The sequence below is a fragment of the Paraburkholderia nodosa genome, assembly GCF_001718195.1.
GTDB lineage: Bacteria > Pseudomonadota > Gammaproteobacteria > Burkholderiales > Burkholderiaceae > Paraburkholderia > Paraburkholderia nodosa_A.
In genome coordinates, this window is record NZ_MCNV01000006.1 from 18551 (window position 1) to 38808 (window position 20258).

Genomic DNA, 20258 nt, shown 5'->3' on the forward strand with positions numbered 1-20258 from the left:
GATCCACGCCCCCGGGCCGCGCACCGCAGACGCCGAAGCCACGCTTCGCGCCCGCCGTGCCAGCGCCACTGGGCCACGCGCCCACCCTCCTCTCGCACTCATATCCAAGGATTCGCCCATGACAGGCTACGATCGCCAGACGATCTCGGACGCAACCGCGAAAATGCTGCTCGAAGTGAAGGCCGTGCACTTCAACGCCGAAAAGCCCTTCATCTTCACTTCCGGCTGGGCGAGCCCGGTCTACATCGACTGCCGCAAGCTGATCTCGTATCCGCGCGTGCGCCGCGGCCTGATGGAAATGGCCGAAGCCACGATCCTGCGCGACGTCGGCTACGAACAGATCGACGCCGTGGCCGGCGGCGAAACCGCGGGCATTCCGTTCGCGGCCTGGCTCTCCGACCGCCTGATGGTGCCCATGCAGTACGTGCGCAAGAAGCCGAAGGGTTTCGGCCGCAATGCACAGATCGAGGGTCTGCTCACCGAAGGCCAGCGCGTGCTGCTCGTCGAAGACCTGACCACCGACAGCCGCAGCAAGATCAACTTCATCAACGCGCTGCGCACGGCCGGCGCGCAGGTGAACCACTGCTTCGTGCTGTTCCACTACAACATCTTCAAGGAAAGCGTCTCGGTCCTGAAGGACATCGACGTCGACCTGCACGCGCTCGCCACTTGGTGGGACGTGCTGCGCGTCGCCAAGGAGTCGGGCTACTTCGAAACGAAGACGCTCGACGAAGTCGAGAAATTCCTGCACGCACCGGCTGAGTGGTCGGCTGCGCACGGCGGCGCGACGTCGGCGCCGCAGTAAGCGCTCGAATCGCGCTCGCACAAGCGTGAGCGCGTGGCAAAAGGCCATCTGCCTCTGGGCAGATGGCCTTTTTTCTGGCTGGTGCAGCGGTGTAATGCGAACGTCGAGCGAACGTCGAGCGAATGTCGAGCGGGGGTCGCGCGGCAGGATCAATGCGCCGTTTCTGCCTCGCCGCCCGCTTCGGGCACATTGGGCGCGTACGAGGAGAGATTGAGCAAGCCATTGCTCTGCGCGTACTGGAACAGTTCGGAGTCTCGATCGAGTCCGAGCTTGCGCATCGCCGTGTTCTTCTGAGTACTAATAGTCTTAATACTGCGGTTCAGCTTCTCGGATATTTCTTTAATCGTCATGCCCGAAACAAAGAGTCGCACGACCTCGAGTTCTCGCTTTGAGAGAATCACTTCATCGGTTTTCCCGCCGCTGTTAATGCGCAGTTGATCGAGCGCGGTCTTGACCTGTGGGCTCATGTATTCGAGATTGCGGCTCACATGCTGCACGGCGAGGCCGATGTGGCTCAGGTCGTCGGATTTGTGCACCACCGCGAACACGCCGAGTTCACCGAGGCGTTTGAGCAACGCGGGATTTTCGAGCATCGTGAGGACGACGATGGGAACGTTCGGGAAGTTGCGCCGCAGGTAGCCGATGAGCGGCAAACCGTCGCCGTACTGGCCGCCCGGCATGGCAAGGTCAGTCACCAGCACATCGCAGGGACCGGCTTGCAACGCCTTGACGAGTTCGGTGGACTGACGGGCGCGCCCTACTACCTTGATGCCGGGAAAGTTGAGCAGTGCATGTTCCGCACCAAACAAGATCACCGGATGATCGTCGGCGACTACGACCCTGATTGGTTGCTGCATTAGCCCTCCGTGTAGGCAAACCTGCTTGTTGCTTTGGCGCTCGGCCAGTCCACATTTCGCTTGTTGTTCCGGCGTCCGACAGCTCCACGTGCCTAAGCGGGAGAATATACGACTATAACGAAATCCTCCCGCGCACCTGGTACGCGCGCAAGCGAAAGCTCGCTCGCTTATACCGCTATATTGGATCAGATTCGGACCATCGAACAATTCAAATGTTTCCTTCAGAAAAACGTGGCCGGAATTTCACAAACATGCAGGAGAGCTCGCTGATGCGTACTCCATATGACTTTCAGCCAGGTTGCGCGCGCCGTGCGCGCCTATGCGCGTGGCTCGCGATGGCGAGCGTTGTGGCGACAGCCAATTTAGCCTATGCAGGCGAAACATTCACAGTATCGAGCGCCGATTTCAGCGACGGCGGAAAAATCGGCCCGCGCCAGGTCTTCAACGATGCGGGCTGCAATGGACCCAACGAGTCACCCAGTTTGACCTGGCGCAATGCTCCCGCAGCCACACGGAGCTTTGCCATCACGATCTTCGATCGCGACGCGCCAGGACGCGGCTGGTGGCACTGGGCCGTCGCGAATATTCCGGCGCGCGTAACGAGCCTGCCGGAGAACGCGAGCGCCACGGGCGCGTTGCGCAAGCTTGGTGCGATCGAGGCGCGCAACGATTTCAACATCGACGGCTATGGTGGACCGTGCCCGCCGCCGGGCAATCCCCACCGCTACGTCGTCACCGTCTATGCGCTGAACGTCGAAGCGCTGCCGCTCGCACAAGGCCGCCCGGCAGCGCTGTTCGATCGCGAGATCAGTGGCTCGACGCTCGGAAGCGCACAAATCACCGTCACGTACGGCCGCTGAGCGGGGGCGGTTGCGCCCGGCGAGCGTCTGAGCGCTTACGGGTAAGCCCCGATTTTTTCCGGACGCGTTCACACGCGCGTCCGCATGACGTCTTAAAATACCGTTCCAGCATCGCCTTGGGTGATGGCGCCCCCAATCCCCGCGTTCAGAGAGACTGAGATGAGCACGAAAGTTTTTGTCGACGGACAGGAAGGCACGACCGGCCTGAAGATTTTTGAATACCTGTCGCCGCGCGCCGACGTCGAGATCCTGCGTATCGACGATGCGAAGCGCAAGGATGTCGAAGAACGCCGCCGTCTCATCAACGCTTCGGACGTGACGTTCCTGTGCCTGCCCGACGTCGCCTCGCGCGAGTCGGCCTCGCTCGTCGAAAACGATCGCACCGTGCTGATCGACGCGAGTACGGCGTTCCGCACCCAGGCCGACTGGGCCTACGGCCTGCCCGAGCTGACCAAAGCCCAACGCGACAAGGTGCGCAAATCGAAGCGCATCGCCGTGCCCGGTTGCCACGCTTCGGCGTTCATTCTCGCCATGCGTCCGCTCGTCGAAGCCGGCCTCGTTGCGCCGGATTTCGCCGCGCACAGCTACTCGCTCACCGGCTACAGCGGCGGCGGCAAGAAGATGATTGCGGAGTACGAAGCAGGCGGCAACGCGAAGCTCGCGAGCCCGCGCCCGTACGCGCTCGGCCTCACGCACAAGCATTTGCCGGAAATGGCGGTGCACGGCGGCCTGAAGTCGGCACCGGTGTTCACGCCGATCGTCGGGCCGTTCTACAAGGGCCTCTCGGTCACCACCTATTTTTCGCCGAAGCAGCTCACGCGCGGCGCCAAGCCGCAGGACGTGCAGGCGCTGTTCGCCGAGTACTACGCAGGCGAGCCGTTCGTGCGCGTGGCGCCGTTCAACGCCGATGAGAACCTCGACGCCGGCATGTTCGACGTTCAGGCGAACAACGACACGAACCGTGTCGACCTGTTCGTGTTCGGCAACGACGAGCAATTCGTCACCGTTGCCCGCCTCGACAACCTGGGCAAGGGCGCTTCGGGCGCAGCGATCCAGTGCATGAATCTCGCAATTGGCGCGGCTGAAAATACCGGCCTGCATGCCTGAAGCAGCGGGACTCGCAGCGCAAACAAAAAACCGGCTCGCTGAGCCGGTTTTTTTTGCCCCCACGCCCTCGTCTTGCGCCAAGGCAAAACCTGCAGACGAAAAAAAGCCCGCCAATGGTTGGCGGGCTGAATCCATATCAGAGGAGACATGGAGGAGACAAGAAGCAGTATATCGACTAGCGTGATGCGATGCAACATGTAAAGTAGTGCGCACCCTGAATGTTGCTTCAAAACAACACAGCCATCATTGTCCTGTCATCGACAAAATAAACATCAGCTGATCGAGCCCCACCGGCCGCACCAGATGCACGTCGAAGCCCGCCGTAAGCGCCTCGTCGCGGTGGCGCGATTCGCCCCAGCCGGCGAGCGCGATCATCAGCGGTACGCGCTCGCCGCTGATCGCGCGCAAAGCCCGCACGATCGCGCCGGGCTCGTCCTGCGCGAGCGAAAGCGCCACGATCGCCACGTCGGGCGCGCCGCGCGCAGCCAGGTCGAGCGCCTCGTCGAGCGTGCGTGCCACAGATACGCCGTAGCCGAGATCGGTCAGCAAGGTGCTGAGCCCGCCCAGCGACTTCTCGTCGTTATCGGCGATCAGGATGCGCGTCTCCATCCGCCGTTCTCCTACCCTGAAAATGGCCTCGCAGCCGCATCTCCCGCTGGATCCGGTGCGTGCCCTGTCGTCGTCATCGGTTCCCCGTCCCCACATCGCGGGCGGCGCCGTCAAACCGGTCGCCATCCATCGAGATGCGTCACATTGTGCTCAACCGCACGCCGGGTCTTTGTGCGTCACCGCGCGGTCGTCTGAAGATTTTGATCGCAAACCACCCCCGGACGTTCGCCGCGCCTCATTGCGCCCTTCATTTCACGCAGACTCGTCAACCGCGGCCCGCGCGCCGCGCGGCCACCTTGCCGAGCACGGCGAAATCGGAGTCGCCGTCGCCGTGCGCCACGGCTTCGAGCAGGCTGTCGCGCAGCACGCTCGCGAGCGGCATCGGCGTTGCGGTGGCGTCGGCCGCGGCCAGCGCGAGCCGCACGTCCTTCAGGCCGAGGCGCGCCTTGAAGAGTGCGGGCTCGTAGCGCCGCTGGGCGATCATGCCGCCGTAGCCCGCATACACCGGGCCCGGGAACGGGCCGCCCGTCACGACGTCGAGGAAGTCGCGCATGGCGACGCCGTAGCCGTCGAGCAGCGCCGCGGCCTCCCCGAGCGACTCGACTGCCGCAGCCAGCATGAAGTTCGCGGCGAGTTTCATCACGTTCGCCTGCTGCGGCACAGCACCCACGCGCCACGTTTTCTGGCCGATCACGTCGAACAGCGGCTGCACGCGGTCGATCGCCTCGGTCGCGCCTGCCGCCATGATTGTGAGCTTCGCCGCCTGCGCGGCGTCCGGGCGCCCGAGCACCGGCGCCGCCACGTAGTGCAGGCCACGCCCGGCATGGGCCTGTGCTAGCGCTTCGGCCAGTGCGACAGAGATGGTCGCCATGTTCACGTGCACGAGCCCTTGTGGCGCATGGTCGAGCAGCGTCGCGTCGATGACCTCGCGTAGCGCGGCGTCGTCGGCGAGCATCGAGAACACGGCGTCGCCGGCGAAGGCCTCGCCCGGCGTGCCGACGATGCGCGCGCCCGCGTCGGCAAGCGCCTGCGCCTTCGCGGCCGTGCGGTTCCACACGCGCACCGTGTGGCCCGCCTTCAGCAGATTGCCGACCATCGCACCGCCCATTTCGCCAAGACCGATAAATCCGATGTCCATCGCCTGCTCCTTCCATGAAAAACGAGGGAAAACCCGGGGCAAAGGTGCAGTACAGCACAAGACGGGCCACGCTGCAGGCGGACCCTCACGCCGCGCGAACGCACGCGCGCTGTGGCAGGCGGTGCGATACTGCTTGGCATGGTCACCGCCACCTTCCGTTTTTACGAGGAGCTGAACGACTTTCTTGCGCGGCCGCTGCGCCGGCGTGCGTTCAGTTGCGCCTGCGCGCGCAACGCGACGGCGAAGCACATGATCGAAGCGCTCGGCGTGCCGCACACGGAGGTCGAACTGATCCTCGTGAACGGCGAATCGGTGGGTTTCGACCATGCGCTCGCGGACGGCGACCGCGTGGCCGTCTACCCGAAGTTCGAGGCGCTGGACATCCGGCCGCTGCTGCGCGTGCGCGACGCGCCGCTGCGCGAACTGCGCTTCGTCGCCGACGCGCATCTGGGCGGCCTCGCGCAACTGCTGCGGCTGGCCGGTTTCGATACGCTCTACGATAACCACTTCCCCGACGACGAGATCGAGGCGCTCGCCGCCGCCGAACACCGCATCGTCCTCACGCGCGACCGCGAGCTGCTCAAGCGGCGCAGCATCACGCACGGCTGCTACGTGCGCGCGCTCAAGCCGCGCGCCCAGGTCCACGAGATTTTCGAGCGGCTCGACCTCGCCGCGAGCGCGCGGCCGTTCCGCCTCTGCCTCATGTGCAACTCGCCGCTGCGGCCGATCGAGCGAGCCGCGGTGCGCGAGCGCGTGCCCGCCGGCGTCTACGACCGGCAGACGCGCTTCGTGACCTGCGACGTCTGCCGGCGGGTGTTCTGGGAAGGCTCGCACTGGCAGCGCATGCGCACGCTGATCGACGGCCTCACGCGCCCCGTGAACGAGGCGCACGCGGCACATGACCGGCTCGAGCGCCACAACGGCCATGAGGGACCGGATCGCGGTGGCGACGCGTAGTGGTATTCACGGGTACTCGATGCGGCTGAATGGCGCTCACGAGACCAGTCGCCGCGATGGACGCACGCGGGCGTTTGCGTACAATGCGCGCCACCGCCCAACACCGGAGCACGACATATGGCCATGAAGAAAACCGACCTTGAGAAGAACAAGGCACTGAAACTGATGCAAGCGACGCACAAGAGCGGGCCCGACCGCTTCGGCAAGGGTGCGGCGCAACCGGCGCTGGACCGCCGCGAACAGCGCAAGCTGGACCAGGCGCAAGGGCTCGTGCCCTTCGCGTGCAAGCTCAACGCCGATCTCGTCGAGAAGCTGAAGGCGCGCGCCGAGGGTCATCCCGGCGGCGTGAACGGCCTGCTGACGGAATTGCTGGAGGCCGGGCTCGCACGCGAAGCGTCCTGAGTTCGCACCCGCGGCGAACGCGCAAAAAAAAGCCAGAGCAGTTGCTCTGGCTTTTTTACGACTGAAGGGCGCTTTAGTTTGCCTGGCCCTTGTCTGCCGTACCGGCGGCCGATGCGCCTTCCGACACAGCGGCACGCTTGCCGTGGTGCTTGAGTTGCTTGTGCTGCTTCTTGGCCTTTGCGGGCGCGCTGGCTGCCGGTGCGGTCGCAGCGGGAGCCGAAGCGTCTTGTGCGAATGCCGAAGCCGTGACCAGTGCGAACGATGCTGCGATGAGCGAGGCGAGAATCTTTTTCATCTGTTGTTCCCCAAAACCTGACAAATAATGACCGGCACGTTGTGAATTAGAACAGCGTGAAACCGCAAAACGATCCGCTTGCCGATCTGGGCGGGCGTTTCGCGCGAAGCAGTATTACGCAGCGTAGGGCGTTTGTCATCCGCTAATGGCCGGGTGTATTTTCCGGGAGACAATTCCCTTTCAATTCGGATACGATCGGCCTTTACGCGTCCGTTTTCCGGATGTTCGTTGTTTTTTCACGTAATACGCTGAATTGGCCTGCTCCAAGTGAATTCGGGCCAGATTGACAGTTCCCCGCGAAAAGAGATCTCCGCTTGCAATCCGCCTCCCGCCGCCACCTGCGCGCCAATCTCCTGATGCTGACCGCCGCCCTGATCTGGGGCTCGGCGTTCGTCGCCCAGCGCCTGAGCCTCGACGCCATCGGCCCGTTCCTGTTCACCGGCCTGCGCTTCCTGCTGGGCGCCGGCGTCGTTTCGGTCTTTCTGCTCGCACGCCGCCGCACCAGCGGGCGCGGCGCTGCGGAACGCGGCAACACGGCGGCGCCGGCGCTGTTCAACGGCGCGCTGCTGCGCTCGGGCACCGTGCTCGGCCTCGTGCTGGCCGTCGCCATCTCGCTTCAGCAGATCGGACTCGGCTACACGAAGATCGCCAACGCCGGCTTCATCAGTTCGCTCTATGTCGTGATTGTGCCGATGCTCGGCGTGCTGCTGCGCCATCGCACGGGCGTCGGCACATGGCTCGGCGCCGCGCTCGCCGCGGTTGGGCTCTACTTCCTCAGCATCAACGAGCACTTTTCGGTGATGTACGGCGACTGGTACCAGCTCGGCTGCGCGCTCGTGATCTCGATCCAGGTCATGCTCGTGGGCCACTACGCGCCGCGCCACGATCCGCTTGCGCTTTCGATCGTGCAGTTCGTCGCCTGCGGCGTGGTGTGCCTCGCGATCGGGCTCGCGTGCGAACCGCTGCGCGCCGCCGACATCGTGCGCGCCGCGCCCACCATCCTCTATGGCGGCGCGCTTTCGGTGGGCATCGGTTATACGCTGCAGGTCGTCGCGCAGCGCGACGCCGCGCCCGCGCACGCCGCCGTGATCTTCAGCATGGAAGGCGTGTTCGCCGCGCTCGCGGGCTGGGCCGCACTCGGCGAAACGCTCACGCCGCGCGCACTCGCCGGCTGCGCGCTCATGCTCGCCGGCCTGCTCGCCTGCCAGCTCCTGCCGGCCTGGCAAGCGCGCATGCTCGCGAAGCAGCGCGCCGCTGCGCAACCTGCCGAAACGGCGTAAAAACGCGCCATGATTTTCTGGCGTTGATCTCGCGCTCCGCACTATTTCGACAAATGGCGTCGCTTTCGAGTGGCGCCATTTTTTTCGTGTGGATAACGCGTAATTGCGTCGCGCCGAACCAGGTTATCCACGCCCACCTCTGGACAACCTGGGGACGACCTGGCGAACGACCTGTGGACCACTTCTTGATAACCACGCGCCTGGCGTTGCGACCTGAAAAGTTATCCCAGCAGCTCGCAACGCGTACAAGCTTTGTCCGCATGGCTATCCGTTTTGCATCGGTATGAGCCGACAGGCAATTTTCGTGTTGTCCACAGTTAATGCCAGGACTTGTTAACTGCTACTACTTATAAATATAAATACTGAAAAGACTATGGGGATATACGCGACGCTCGCTTCGTTCGCGTGCTGCGCATTCGCGCAAAGTCATTCCACGCTGTGTTCAAGTGTCCCACGCATGCGCAATGAAAAAAGGCGTGCCCCGAGGAGGCACGCCCTTGCCGAATGCATCGCGTGAGGACACTGTGGGGGCTAGTCGTCCGCCATCATCCGCTCGATCGTCGGCTCGAGGTCGAGCAAACCGATGGTCGCGGGCTTGGCCTCGACGACGCCAAAGCATTCCGTGCGCTGTGGCGCCGGATCGACGAGGAAATTGCGCGCGTAATGCCCGCAACGCGCAGGCGGCAGAAGCCGCTCGGGCGGGATCACCTCGAATGCCGTCCCCACGGCGATGAAGAGATCGTCCGGCGTCATGTCGCTCTGAATGCGCCAGAGCGTCTCGTACTCGGGCGCGGCCTCGTTGAAAAACACTACACCGGGCTTCACGCCCTCCACCTGCCCGCAGGACGGACAGGCCGCTTGCGGATCGAGCGCGCGGCCGGACACGGGAAACCGATAGTCGCAATCGGTGCACAGCAGCGAAATCATGTCGCCGTGCAGATGCGTCACCTGGCGCGCGCCGGCCTGCTCGAGCATGTCGTCGATGTTCTGCGTGACGAGATGCACGCGCTCCGTGCCCCAGGCGTCCTGCCACTTCGCGAGCCGTTCGTGGGCGGCGTTCGGGCGCGCGTCGCCGCATTCGGCGATGCGCTGGTTGTAGAAACGGAACACCGCGGGCCGGTTGCGGCGCCACGTGAGGTAATTGCACACCTCGTCGATGCTCGCATGGGACCAGATGCCGTCGCCGGTGCGGAACGTCGAAATGCCGCTTTCCGCAGACAGTCCCGCACCGGAAAACACGAACAGGCGGGGGAGTCTGCCGGACTGCCCCGGTTGCCGGGATTGCGCCACGTTTGCCACTTTCGCCTCCTTGATCGAACGGCGACATTATGACCGTCCAGCGGCGTTTCGGCAGAGGTTCGCCATGGCGGACAGGCGCATGGTCCCGACGAGCGCGCTGTGCGCCCCCAGAACCGGCGCAGGGCGTCTGATCACCCCTGACCACGCGCCGGGTCGCGGCAGCCGCTTGAGAGGCCTCTCAACGCCTTCTGCCGCGATCGGCCAATAAAAAAGGGATGCCGCTATGGCATCCCTTTTTTCAACAGGCGCGATCAGCGCGCGAACAACCTCACTCCACCGTCACCGACTTCGCGAGGTTACGCGGCTTGTCCACATCGGTGCCGCGCACGCACGCCGTGTGATACGCGAGCAGTTGCAGCGGCACGACGTGCAGGATCGGCGACAGCAGCCCGTAGTGCTCCGGCATGCGGATCACGTGGATGCCGTCTTCGCTCGTGATGTGCGTATCGGCGTCGGCGAACACGTACAGCTGGCCGCCGCGCGCGCGCACTTCCTGCATGTTCGACTTGAGCTTCTCGAGCAGCGCGTCGTTGGGCGCCACGGTCACCACGGGCATCGCCTCGGTCACGAGCGCAAGCGGCCCGTGCTTGAGCTCGCCGGCCGGATACGCCTCGGCGTGGATGTACGAGATTTCCTTGAGCTTGAGCGCGCCTTCGAGCGCGATCGGATAATGCAGCCCGCGCCCGAGGAACAACGCGTTTTCCTTGCGCGCGAACTCTTCGGACCACGCGATGATCTGCGGCTCCAGCGCGAGCACGCCGTTGAGCGCGGCCGGCAGATGGCGCAGCAGTTTCAGGTGCGCGCTTTCCTGTTCGGCATTCACATGGCCGCGCAGCTTGCCGAGCGTGACGGCGAGAATGAAAAGGCCGACGAGCTGCGTGGTGAACGCCTTCGTCGACGCGACGCCGATCTCGCGCCCTGCGTGCGTGAGGAACTTGAGCGCGGTGAGCCGCACCATCGCGCTCGTCGCCACGTTGCACACGGCGAGCGTGTGCGCCATGCCGAGCGACTGCGCGTGCTTGAGCGCGGCGAGCGTGTCCGCGGTTTCGCCCGACTGCGAAATCGTCACGACGAGCGCGCGCGGATTCGGCACCGACTCGCGATAGCGGTATTCGCTCGCGATCTCGACATCGGTGCGGATCTTCGCCACGGATTCGAGCCAGTACTTCGCCGTGAGGCCCGCGTAATAGCTCGTGCCGCACGCGAGAATCAGGATGCTGTCGATGCCCTTGAACACCTCGCCCGCGTTCTCGCCGAAGAGTTCGGGCGTGAAGGCGTCGGTGGCGGGAATGGTGTCGGAGATCGCACGCGGCTGCTCGAAGATTTCCTTCTGCATGTAGTGGCGATACGGGCCGAGATCGACCGCGCCGCCATACGCGCCATAGGCCTGCACGTCGCGCACTTCGCGCGTCACGATATTGCCCGCGCGATCGGCGATGCGCACGCCTTCCAGCGTGATCTCGCACACATCGCCCTCTTCCAGATAGCTGATGTGCTCGGCGCTGCCCGCGATGGCGAGCCCGTCCGACGCGATGAAATTCTCACCCTTGCCATAGCCCACCACGAGCGGCGACCCGGCGCGCGCGCCGACCACCGTATGCGGCTGGCTCTTGTGCACCACGCCGATCGCATACGCGCCCGCGAGTTGCTGCACGGCCGCGCGCACGGCGACGAACAGGTCGCCCTGATACAGGCTGTGGATCAGATGCGCGATGACTTCGGTGTCGGTCTGCGAAACGAATTCGTAGCCCTTCGCGCGCAGCATTTCGCGCAGCGACTCGTAGTTCTCGATGATGCCGTTGTGCACGATCGCGAGCGTGTCGCGTGAGAAGATCGGGTGCGCATTGTTCACCGTGGGCGCACCGTGGGTGGCCCAGCGCGTGTGCGCGATACCGGTCACGCCTTCGAAGTGCGACTCGCGCACCTGCTCGTCGAGCTCGGCCACGCGCGCCACGCTGCGCACGCGCTGCGGGCCGTCGGCCGTCACGACGGCCACGCCGCACGAGTCGTAGCCGCGATATTCGAGCCGCCGCAGTCCTTCGATCAGGACGGGAACGATGTTACGAAGCGCAACCGCGCCGACGATGCCGCACATGGATTCGATCCTTTGCAATGAGAGGCGTGGGCGCCGCGCGTCTTCGCACAGCGGCGCCGGGTTTCAACCGTTCAGTTCTTTTTCTTCACCGGCCGAACGTAGCCGGTTTTCGCGATCTGCGTTTTTTCGTTGAGCACGAGCGTGGCTTCCGGCACGTCCTTCCACACCGTCGTGCCCGCCGCGATCGTTACGCCGCGGCCCACGCGCACGGGCGCGACGAGCTGCGTATCCGAGCCCACGAACACGTTGTCCTCGATGATCGTGCGGTGCTTGTTCGCGCCGTCGTAATTGCAGGTGATGGTGCCCGCGCCGATGTTCACGCCCGCGCCGACATCGGCGTCGCCCACGTAGCTCAGGTGATTCGCCTTCGAGCCCACGCCGATGTTCGCGTTCTTCACCTCGACGAAGTTGCCCACGTGAACTTCATCGGCGAGCTTCGCGCCGGGACGCAGACGCGCATACGGCCCGAGCACCGCGTTCGCGCCGACCGCCGCGTTTTCGATATGCGTGTAGGCGTCCACGCGCGTGCCCGCGCCGAGCGACGCGCTGCGAATCACGCAGTTCGGGCCCACGCTCACGTTTTCCGCCAGCGTCACCTCGCCTTCGAATACGCAGTTCACGTCGATGAACACGTCGCGCCCGCAGGTGAGCGAGCCGCGCACGTCGATGCGCGCGGGATCCGCGAGCGTCACGCCCGCGACGAGCAGCGCTTCGGCCACGTTGCGCTGATGCACGCGCTCGAGTTCGGCGAGCTGCTGCTTGCTGTTCACGCCGAGCGTTTCCCATTCTGCGTCGGGCTGCGCGGTCACGGCCGGGTGACCGGCGGCGATCGCGGCTTCCACGACGTCGGTGAGGTAATACTCGCCCTGCGCGTTGTCGTTCTTCAGCGCGGCCAGCCAGCCCGCGAGCGGCGCGGTGGGCGTCACGACGATGCCCGTGTTGATCTCGGCGATCTTGCGCTGCGCCTCGTTCGCGTCCTTCTGCTCGACGATGCGCTCGACCTTGCCCGCCGCGTCGCGCACGATGCGGCCGTAACCGGTCGGGTCGTCGAGCGTGACGGTGAGGATGCCGTAGCCGTTCTCGCCAGCGGTGTCGACGAGACGCTTGAGCGTGGAAGCGCGCGTGAGCGGCACGTCGCCGTAGAGCACGAGCGTGGGCACGTTCGCGTCGAGCAGCGGCAGCGCCTGCGCGAGCGCGTGGCCCGTGCCGAGCTGCTGCGCCTGCAGCGCGAACTGGACGTCGGGCGCGCCGACGGCTTCGCGCACGGCTTCGCCGCCATGGCCGACCACGACGACGAGGCGCGTGGGCGACAGCGTGCGGGCAGTATCGATGACGTGCGAGAGGAGTGGCTTGCCGGCGAGCGGATGGAGCACTTTCGGCAGCGCGGAGTGCATGCGTTTGCCCATGCCTGCCGCGAGGATCACGATGTTCATTGCATCAGTGACTGAATGAGGATGAAGCGGCCGATTTTAGCATGCGGGATATCCCCGACATGCCGGCCGGCCGGGCTCTCGTGCCCCGAAAAACATTGTTTTACAACTGCTTTTCTTCGGATCGACAGGCGGAAGTAAAAACGCTCCGATGCGGGGTCGGAGCGTTTCAGAACCACAGAGGCGATCTGAGGTAAGGCTCAAAGATCGTCGAACGGCGTGAACTTGATCGCCGTGCCTTCCGCTGGCGCCGGGTCGGTGGAACACGGTTCTTCGTCGAACGCGATGTCGCCGGCCGGATCGGCCACGCCCGTCGCGCGCAGGTCCGCGAAGTTGAACAGGTTCGCGTCCATGAGATGCGACGGCACGACGTTGCCGAGCGCGTTGAACATGTTCTCCACGCGGCCCGGGAAGCGCTTGTCCCACTCGCGGATCAGCGCCTTCATCTCCGCGCGCTTCAGGTTCGGCTGACTGCCGCACAGGTTGCATGGAATGATCGGGAATTCGCGCAGCACCGCGTACTTCTCGAGATCGGTTTCCTTCACATAGGCAAGCGGCCGGATCACGACGTTCTTGCCGTCGTCGGACTGCAGCTTGGGCGGCATGCCCTTGAGCTTGCCGCCGTAGAACAGGTTCAGCAGCAGCGTCTGGAGAATGTCATCGCGATGATGGCCGAGCGCGATCTTGGTCGCGCCCAGTTCGCCCGCCACGCGGTACAGAATGCCCCGGCGCAGGCGCGAGCACAGCGAGCAGGTCGTCTTGCCCTCGGGCACGAGGCGCTTGACGATGCTGTACGTGTCCTGGTTCTCGATGTGATACGGCACGCCCACGCGGTCGAGATATTCGGGCAGCACGTGCTCCGGAAAGCCCGGTTGCTTCTGGTCGAGGTTCACGGCCACGATGTCGAAGTCGATCGGCGCGCGCTCGCGCAGGCGCAGCAGCACGTCGAGCATCGCGTAACTGTCCTTGCCGCCCGACAGGCAAACCATGACCTTGTCGCCGTTCTCGATCATCTTGTAGTCGCCGATCGCCTGGCCGACCTGACGCACGATGCGCTTGAACAGCTTGTTGTTCTCGTAGGCTTCCTTCTGCTCGCGGCGCGTGAGCACCTGGCGGCCCGTCTCTTCGGTCGCGGCGTCCTCGCCAACGGGTAGCGTTTCGGGGGCGTTCATGAATCAGTCCTCTTTGATGCGAAAGACCTCGACGCCCACCGCGTCGCAGTCCGGATAAACGTCGGGCTTCTCGGTCGAAACGCGCACCGCGCGCACGAGTTCGTGCGAAAGCAGCGCCGCGGCGAGATCGTCGCAGAGCGTCTCCTGCAGATGGATATGGCCTTTGCCCACGCGTTCGGCGACGGTCGAGCGCATGAAGTCGTAGTCGACGACTTCGCGCAGTTTGTCCTCTTGCGGCGTGGTCGAAGCAAGCGGCACGAACAGGTCGACATTGATGATGACGCGCTGTTCGCCGCGCTTCTCGAACTCATGCACGCCGATGTTGATGTGCACTTCGTAGTCGCGCAGGAAGAGCCGGCGGCAATCGGCGAGCCGGGGGTGAAGCAAAACGGTGGACATACGGGTTCCAGTCGATAAAAGCGTGCGTTCTCTCGCACGTATGCCGGCGCGGCGCGCCCGGCGGGTCGTTCAGCCGGTCTGCAAAACCGCTCGTGCGCGGCGGCTTGCATTCCTTTGTCTTCGTCAGCACCGCAGGCTCGCCGTTCTGCTGGCAGCGGGCTGTGCATTTAGTTGCAAAACTAGATGCAATCCACGTTCGGGCGTCAGCCGCCCGTCAAAAACATCACGTCGCGGGGCAGCGGCAGGAGGTGCTGGCCGCCGTCCACGACGAGCGTCGTGCCGGTCACGCCGGTCGCCCGCGCCAGATACAGCGCGGCTTCCACGAGATCGGCGGGCCGCGACGCGCGCTTGAGCGGCGTGACCTGATGCGCGGCGGCGAAGCTCGCCGGCGTCTGGTCGCCCGACTGCAGCGTGAGGCCGGGCGCGAGCCCGACCACCCTCACCTTCGGCGCGAGTGCCTGGGCAAGCGCGACGGTGGCGTTCTGCAGCGCGGCCTTCGTCAGCGTGTACGACAGATAGTCGGGATTCATGTTGTACAGCTTCTGGTCGAGCACGTTGATCACACATGGGCGCAGCGTCTCGTCGTCCGCCGCCGCTTCGGGCGTTGCCTCGTACAGCATGCGCGAGAGCACGAGCGGCGCGCCCACGTTGATCGCCATCAGCTGCAGCAGCTTCGCGTAGCCCACATCCTGCGCGGTGTCCTCGTCGAAGCGCGAGGCATTGTTGAGCACGCACGCCGGACGACCGAGCGCCGCGACACAATCCGGCACGAGCCGCGCCACCTGGGCTTCGTCGCCGAGGTCGGCGTGCAGCGCCACAGCCCGGCGGCCCAGCGCCGCGATCTGCGCGACGACTTCGTCGGCGGCCTCGCGCGACTCACCGTAATGGACCGCGACGTCCCAGCCGCGCTGCGCAAAGCCGAGCGAGAACTCGCGGCCAATACGGCGTGCTCCGCCCGTGACCAGCACGACGGGCGCCGCTACGCCAAAATCGGGGCGCGATCCGTTGTCGGATGCACTCATGTCGGCGTCAGCCGGGCGGATGCCGGGAGTTGCGCTCATTTACAATGCCGGGATGAATCCGAAAGCTCACGAACCCGATAGTTTACCTGTTCCCGAGCCGATCGCGCTCGCGCAGTCCGAGGCGCTCGCGGCCACGTTGCGCGCCGAGATCGCCGCGGCGGGCGGGTGGCTCCCGTTCGACCGCTACATGGAGCGCGCACTCTATGCGCCGGGACTCGGCTACTACGGCGGCGGCGCACGCAAATTCGGCCTCTTTGCCGGCGACGGCAGCGACTTCGTGACCGCGCCCGAGCTTTCGCCGCTCTTTGCCGCGACGCTCGCGCGCGCCGTGGGCGAAGCGCTCGCCGCCAGCGGCACGCACCGTCTGATGGAATTCGGTGCGGGCACGGGCCGCCTCGCGGCGGGTCTGATGCTCGCACTCGACGCAGCAGGCGTGGCGTTCGACTCCTACGCCATCGTCGATCTGTCGGGCGAGTTGCGCGAGCGCCAGCGCAAGACCATCGTGCAGCTCGCGCCGGCACTGCTGAGTCGCGTGACGTGGCTCGATGCGCTGCCCGCGCAGTTCGAAGGCGTGGTGATCGGCAACGAGGTGCTCGACGCCATGCCGGTGCGCCTCTTCTCGCGCAAGGACGCCGTCTGGCACGAGCGCGGCGTGAGCGCAAACGCAGAAGGCGCCTTCGTCTTTTCCGATCAGCCGGCGAACTCCGGGCGCGATGCCAACTGGCCCGAGAGCGCGCTCGCAGGCGTGGAAGGCAGCGAAGACTACGTGACCGAAACGCACGAAGCCGCACTCGCCTTCACGCGCACGGTTTGCGCGATGCTCCAGCGCGGCGCGGCTTTCTTCATCGACTATGGCTTTCCGCGCCACGAGTACTACCATGCGCAGCGCGCGCAAGGCACACTGATGTGCCACTACCGGCACCGCGCGCATGGCGACCCGTTCCTCTATCCCGGTTTGCAGGACATCACCGCGCACGTGGAATTCACGGGCATTGCCGAAGCGGGCGTCGAAGCGGGCGCGGACCTGCTCGGCTATACCACACAGGCGCGCTTTCTGATGAACGCGGGCATTACCGACGTGCTGAGCGAGATCGATCCGCACGACGCGCAGCGCTTTCTGCCCGCCGCGAACGCGGTGCAGAAACTCGTATCGGAAAGCGAGATGGGCGAGTTGTTCAAGGTGATCGCGTTTTCGCGCGGCATCGACGAGACCATCGCGGCGTTTGCGCGCGGCGACCGCAGCCACACACTCTGAGGCTCACGCCGCGCGACCATGATCCGCTGGTTTCTCACCACCTTCATCGCCGTGGCGATTCTCTCGAGCGCCCAGCCCTGGCTCAGAAAGCTCGGCATCGGGCGGCTGCCGGGCGACATCACGCTGCGCATTTTCGGCCGCGAATATCCGCTGCCGTTCATGTCGACGCTCGTGCTTTCGATGGCGCTTTCGTTTCTCGTGCGCGCGCTCTGAGCGAGCGCGCTCGACCGGTCAAGCCGCAGCGAGCGCGCCTTCCACCGCCGCCACGCGCGCCTCGTGCACCGCTTCCTTGATCTTCTCGGCGCCGCCGCGTTCGATCGAGCGCGCAATCGCCCCCGCATCGACGCCGCGCGCAGCCACGAGCGCGATCCGCAGGCGCTCCGCCTGCGGATAAGGCGCGTTCTCCCAGTTCAGCCGCCCGCGCAAATCGGCCTCGCAGGCCTGCAACGCCTCGGCGAAACGCGCGGGTTTGCGCAGCGCGTCGCAACGTTCGAGCATGCGCACGAGCGCCGCCGCGCCCATCTCCATCACGCGATGCACGTTGCCGTGCTCGCGCGCGACCAGCACCGCCAGCTCGCGGCAGTCGTTGGGCACGCGCAGACGGTCGCACAGCGGTTTGAGCAGATCGACGCTGCGCCCTTCGTGGCCGAGGTGACGCGGCAGCACGTCCTCGGGCGTCGTGCCCTTGCCGAGATCGTGCGTGAGCGCCGCGAAGCGCACCGGCAGCGTGTAGCCCTGCGCGGCCGCATGGTCGATCACCATCATCACGTGCACGCCGGTGTCGATCTCCGGGTGATAGTCGGCGCGCTGCGGTACGCCCCACAGCGCGTCGACCTCGGGCAGCACGCGCGCGAGCGCGCCGCAATCGCGCAGCACCTCGAACATGCGCGACGGCTTCGCTTCCATGAGACCGCGGGCGATTTCCTGCCACACGCGCTCAGGCACGAGTGAATCGACTTCGCCCGAAGCGACCATCTCGCGCATGAGTTCGAGCGTTTCAGGCGCGACGGTGAAATCGGCGAATCGCGCGGCAAAGCGCGCGATACGAAGAATGCGCACGGGGTCTTCGAGAAACGCGTCGCTCACGTGGCGGAACACGCGCGCCTCGAGATCGCGCGCGCCGCCGAACGGATCGACGACCTCCCCCGTGAGCACGCCGCCCGGCTGCACTTCGCGCGCCATCGCGTTGATGGTGAGATCGCGCCGCGCGAGATCTTCCTCGAGTGTCACGTCAGGCGCGTAGAAGAACTGGAAGCCGTGATAGCCGGCCGCCGTCTTGCGCTCGGTGCGCGCAAGCGCGTACTCCGCGTGCGTTTCGGGATGCAGAAAGACCGGGAAGTCCTTGCCCACCGGACGATAGCCCTGCGCGGCCATCTGCTCGGGCGTCGCGCCCACCACGACATAGTCGCGGTCGCGCACGGGCAGCCCGAGCATCTCGTCGCGGATCGCGCCGCCTACGACATAGATCTTCATTCGTCGTCGCGCTCGTCGTCCTGGACGATGTGCGTTTCGCGGCGCGCCGCCTCGACCCACTCGGTCACCGCGGGCAGTGCGCTCACGCGCTGCGCGTACGCCGCCGCTTCGGGCGAGAGCTTCGGCTGGTAGCTGTTGAAGCGCATGACGACCGGCGCGTACATCGCGTCGGCAATGCTGAACTCGCCGAACAGGAACGGCCCGCCGCTCGCGGCGAGACACTCGCGCCAGAGCGCGTCGATGCGCGCGACGTCGGCGAGCGCACCCGGCGTCGCGCCGGCGCCCGGCTTCACCTTGCGGATGTTCATCGGCATGTGGTTGCGCACTTCGCCGAAGCCCGAATGCATCTCCGCGCTCACACTGCGCGCGCGGGCGCGCGCGTTCGCGTCGCGCGGCCACAGCGCGTGCTGCGGGAAGCGCTCGGCGAGCGTCTCGGCAATCGCGAGCGAATCCCACACGGCAAAGCCGTCGTCGCCAACGAGGCACGGCACCTTGCCCGAGGCCGAGAACGCGAGGATCGACGACCTGGTGGCCGGCTCGTCGAGCTCGATCAACACCTCCTCGAACGCAATGCCGAAGTGCTTGAGCAGCACCCACGGACGCATCGACCACGACGAATAGTTCTTGTCTCCGATTACGAGCTTCATTGTTCCAATGACCGTTGTGAGTTGAATAAGCGCCGGCTGAGAGTCCGCGTTGGGCTATCGGCCGGCACTGGCGCGAAAGATGTTCAGCCGCGAACGCAGCGAGGCGTCGGCGAGATAGAGCGGCGCGATCGTCTCGATGCTCGCGGGCTCGATATCGAGCTCGGGGGCGAGCGGCCCGGTCAGCACGCTGTCCACCTTCATCGAATCGAGATTATCGCGCGTGAGCACCGGCACGCCCGGCGCCATTTCGAACGAGAGCGCCTGCAGGCGGCCGAACGCGTCGGGCAGCCGCACGATGCGCGCGTGCCGACCCACCACTTCGCCGCAATACTGCAGCAACTGTTCGAGCGTGTAGACCGTCGGGCCGCCGAGTTCGTAAGTGTGCCCGCTCGCGGCGTCGAGATCGAGCACGTTGACGATCGCCTTCGACACATCGCCCACGAACACCGGCTGGAACTTCGCGTCGGGCATAGCGAGCGGAATCATCGGGAAGAGCCGCTGCAGGAGCGCGAAACGGTTGAGGAAGGTGTCCTCGGGACCGAACACGACGGAAGGCCGGAAGATGGTCGTAGCGAGCGCCGGGGCCGCGTGCACGGCTTTCTCGCCGTCGCCCTTGGAGCGCAGGTACATGCTCGGCCCGCGCGGGTCGGCGCCGAGGGCGCTCACATGGATCAGGCGATGGACGCCCTTGCCCTCGCAGGCCGCGACGACCTTCGTGGGCAAGTCGACGTGCAGCTTCGCGAAGCCCGGGCCGTAGGGATCGCCGCGCCCGCCGTTGAGCGTGCCGACAAGATTGATGACCGCGTCCGCATTTTCGACGAACGCCGCGAGCGCGACCGGATCGGACACATCGGCCTCGATCACGTCGACGGGCAGCAGGGTGAGATGGCGGGCGTTGTAGCGGCGTCGGGTGGCGACGCGCACGTCCTTGCCCGCCTCGACGAGCGCGTTGACGAGATGGCTGCCGATGAATCCCGAACCGCCGATGACCGCAATGGCTTGATGTCGCATCTTCGACCTCCTCGGGCAGGCGGCGCCGCCGCGTACGAGGTCCGGTTCGTCCCGCGGCGCGCCAGTCAGAAGACGGAGCACGCAGCGTGCCGTCTGCCGTGCGCGTTTCCGTATGAAGGGAAGCGGCGCGGTCCAACGGCCCGGC

At 65.6% G+C, this 20258-nt stretch carries 21 protein-coding genes; 8 read left to right on the forward strand and 13 right to left on the reverse strand.

What is annotated here, in order from left to right; translation table 11 throughout:
- Positions 1-118: 118 nt before the first annotated feature.
- Positions 119-805 (forward strand): orotate phosphoribosyltransferase, encoded by a 687-nt coding sequence (locus BFD71_RS12765; RefSeq protein ID WP_028203433.1) that lies wholly within the window; start codon positions 119-121, stop codon positions 803-805.
- 149 nt (positions 806-954) lie between these two features.
- Here the strand turns inward: BFD71_RS12765 and BFD71_RS12770 are convergent, their stop codons facing one another.
- Complete coding sequence (locus tag BFD71_RS12770; RefSeq protein ID WP_069264237.1) at positions 955-1662, reverse strand: response regulator; 708 nt, start codon at positions 1660-1662, stop codon at positions 955-957.
- 269 nt (positions 1663-1931) lie between these two features.
- On the opposite strand from BFD71_RS12770, the gene BFD71_RS12775 reads away from it, so the two are divergent.
- Positions 1932-2522, forward strand: coding sequence for a YbhB/YbcL family Raf kinase inhibitor-like protein (locus tag BFD71_RS12775; RefSeq protein WP_069264692.1), 591 nt, complete (start codon positions 1932-1934; stop codon positions 2520-2522).
- Positions 2523-2681: 159 nt separating this feature from the next.
- Complete coding sequence (gene argC / locus BFD71_RS12780; protein WP_069264239.1) at positions 2682-3629, forward strand: N-acetyl-gamma-glutamyl-phosphate reductase; 948 nt, start codon at positions 2682-2684, stop codon at positions 3627-3629.
- Positions 3630-3872: 243 nt separating this feature from the next.
- Here argC and BFD71_RS12785 read toward each other — a convergent pair whose 3' ends face one another.
- Both BFD71_RS12785 and BFD71_RS12790 read right to left on the reverse strand, forming a co-directional pair.
- Positions 3873-4238: a response regulator gene (locus BFD71_RS12785; RefSeq protein WP_069264241.1), complete on the reverse strand. Its 366-nt coding sequence runs from the start codon at positions 4236-4238 to the stop codon at positions 3873-3875.
- Between the two features lie 265 nt (positions 4239-4503).
- Complete coding sequence (locus BFD71_RS12790; RefSeq protein ID WP_069264243.1) at positions 4504-5376, reverse strand: NAD(P)-dependent oxidoreductase; 873 nt, start codon at positions 5374-5376, stop codon at positions 4504-4506.
- Between the two features lie 138 nt (positions 5377-5514).
- Between BFD71_RS12790 and BFD71_RS12795 the strand changes: the two genes are divergently transcribed.
- Complete coding sequence (locus BFD71_RS12795; protein WP_069264244.1) at positions 5515-6333, forward strand: Mut7-C RNAse domain-containing protein; 819 nt, start codon at positions 5515-5517, stop codon at positions 6331-6333.
- Positions 6334-6450: 117 nt separating this feature from the next.
- On the forward strand, positions 6451-6735 hold the full coding sequence (locus BFD71_RS12800; RefSeq protein WP_069264245.1) for a hypothetical protein: 285 nt from the start codon (positions 6451-6453) through the stop codon (positions 6733-6735).
- A 73-nt stretch (positions 6736-6808) separates the two neighbouring features.
- Here the strand turns inward: BFD71_RS12800 and BFD71_RS12805 are convergent, their stop codons facing one another.
- Positions 6809-7030 carry a hypothetical protein gene (locus BFD71_RS12805; protein ID WP_028203426.1) on the reverse strand — a complete coding sequence of 74 codons (222 nt, stop codon included), beginning with the start codon at positions 7028-7030 and terminating at the stop codon, positions 6809-6811.
- A 356-nt stretch (positions 7031-7386) separates the two neighbouring features.
- Between BFD71_RS12805 and BFD71_RS12810 the strand changes: the two genes are divergently transcribed.
- Entirely contained in the window at positions 7387-8310 is a 924-nt protein-coding gene (locus BFD71_RS12810) for a DMT family transporter (protein ID WP_069264696.1), read from the forward strand.
- A gap of 531 nt (positions 8311-8841) precedes the next feature.
- Here the strand turns inward: BFD71_RS12810 and BFD71_RS12815 are convergent.
- The 6 genes from BFD71_RS12815 to BFD71_RS12840 form a co-directional block, all read right to left on the reverse strand.
- Positions 8842-9609 carry an SIR2 family NAD-dependent protein deacylase gene (locus BFD71_RS12815; protein ID WP_256094653.1) on the reverse strand — a complete coding sequence of 256 codons (768 nt, stop codon included), beginning with the start codon at positions 9607-9609 and terminating at the stop codon, positions 8842-8844.
- 268 nt (positions 9610-9877) lie between these two features.
- Positions 9878-11704: a glutamine--fructose-6-phosphate transaminase (isomerizing) gene (gene glmS / locus BFD71_RS12820; protein WP_069264247.1), complete on the reverse strand. Its 1827-nt coding sequence runs from the start codon at positions 11702-11704 to the stop codon at positions 9878-9880.
- A 71-nt stretch (positions 11705-11775) separates the two neighbouring features.
- The gene (gene glmU / locus BFD71_RS12825; protein ID WP_069264249.1) at positions 11776-13137 is read right to left on the reverse strand and encodes a bifunctional UDP-N-acetylglucosamine diphosphorylase/glucosamine-1-phosphate N-acetyltransferase GlmU; all 1362 of its coding nucleotides are present in this window, start codon (positions 13135-13137) and stop codon (positions 11776-11778) included.
- Positions 13138-13334: 197 nt separating this feature from the next.
- The gene (gene ttcA, locus BFD71_RS12830; RefSeq protein WP_069264251.1) at positions 13335-14306 is read right to left on the reverse strand and encodes a tRNA 2-thiocytidine(32) synthetase TtcA; all 972 of its coding nucleotides are present in this window, start codon (positions 14304-14306) and stop codon (positions 13335-13337) included.
- A 3-nt stretch (positions 14307-14309) separates the two neighbouring features.
- Positions 14310-14705: a dihydroneopterin aldolase gene (locus BFD71_RS12835; RefSeq protein ID WP_069264253.1), complete on the reverse strand. Its 396-nt coding sequence runs from the start codon at positions 14703-14705 to the stop codon at positions 14310-14312.
- Positions 14706-14908: 203 nt separating this feature from the next.
- A complete protein-coding gene (locus BFD71_RS12840) occupies positions 14909-15727 on the reverse strand; it encodes an SDR family oxidoreductase (protein WP_069264255.1) in 819 nt (272 codons plus the stop codon).
- A gap of 52 nt (positions 15728-15779) precedes the next feature.
- On the opposite strand from BFD71_RS12840, the gene BFD71_RS12845 reads away from it, so the two are divergent.
- Together BFD71_RS12845 and BFD71_RS12850 are read left to right on the forward strand one after the other, a co-directional pair.
- Positions 15780-16982: a class I SAM-dependent methyltransferase gene (locus BFD71_RS12845; RefSeq protein WP_069264700.1), complete on the forward strand. Its 1203-nt coding sequence runs from the start codon at positions 15780-15782 to the stop codon at positions 16980-16982.
- 18 nt (positions 16983-17000) lie between these two features.
- Positions 17001-17195 (forward strand): DUF2905 domain-containing protein, encoded by a 195-nt coding sequence (locus BFD71_RS12850; protein WP_069264258.1) that lies wholly within the window; start codon positions 17001-17003, stop codon positions 17193-17195.
- An 18-nt stretch (positions 17196-17213) separates the two neighbouring features.
- On the opposite strand, the gene BFD71_RS12855 is transcribed toward BFD71_RS12850, so the two are convergent.
- Genes BFD71_RS12855 through BFD71_RS12865 form a run of 3 tightly spaced genes read right to left on the reverse strand, consistent with a single transcriptional unit; the run spans position 17214 to position 20113 of the window.
- Positions 17214-18455 carry a multifunctional CCA addition/repair protein gene (locus BFD71_RS12855; RefSeq protein ID WP_069264260.1) on the reverse strand — a complete coding sequence of 414 codons (1242 nt, stop codon included), beginning with the start codon at positions 18453-18455 and terminating at the stop codon, positions 17214-17216.
- Positions 18452-19102 (reverse strand): glutathione S-transferase family protein, encoded by a 651-nt coding sequence (locus BFD71_RS12860; protein ID WP_069264262.1) that lies wholly within the window; start codon positions 19100-19102, stop codon positions 18452-18454. Before BFD71_RS12860 ends, BFD71_RS12855 begins: the two co-directional genes overlap by 4 nt.
- A 54-nt stretch (positions 19103-19156) precedes the next feature.
- Complete coding sequence (locus BFD71_RS12865; protein ID WP_069264264.1) at positions 19157-20113, reverse strand: complex I NDUFA9 subunit family protein; 957 nt, start codon at positions 20111-20113, stop codon at positions 19157-19159.
- Between the last annotated feature and the right edge of the window lie 145 nt (positions 20114-20258).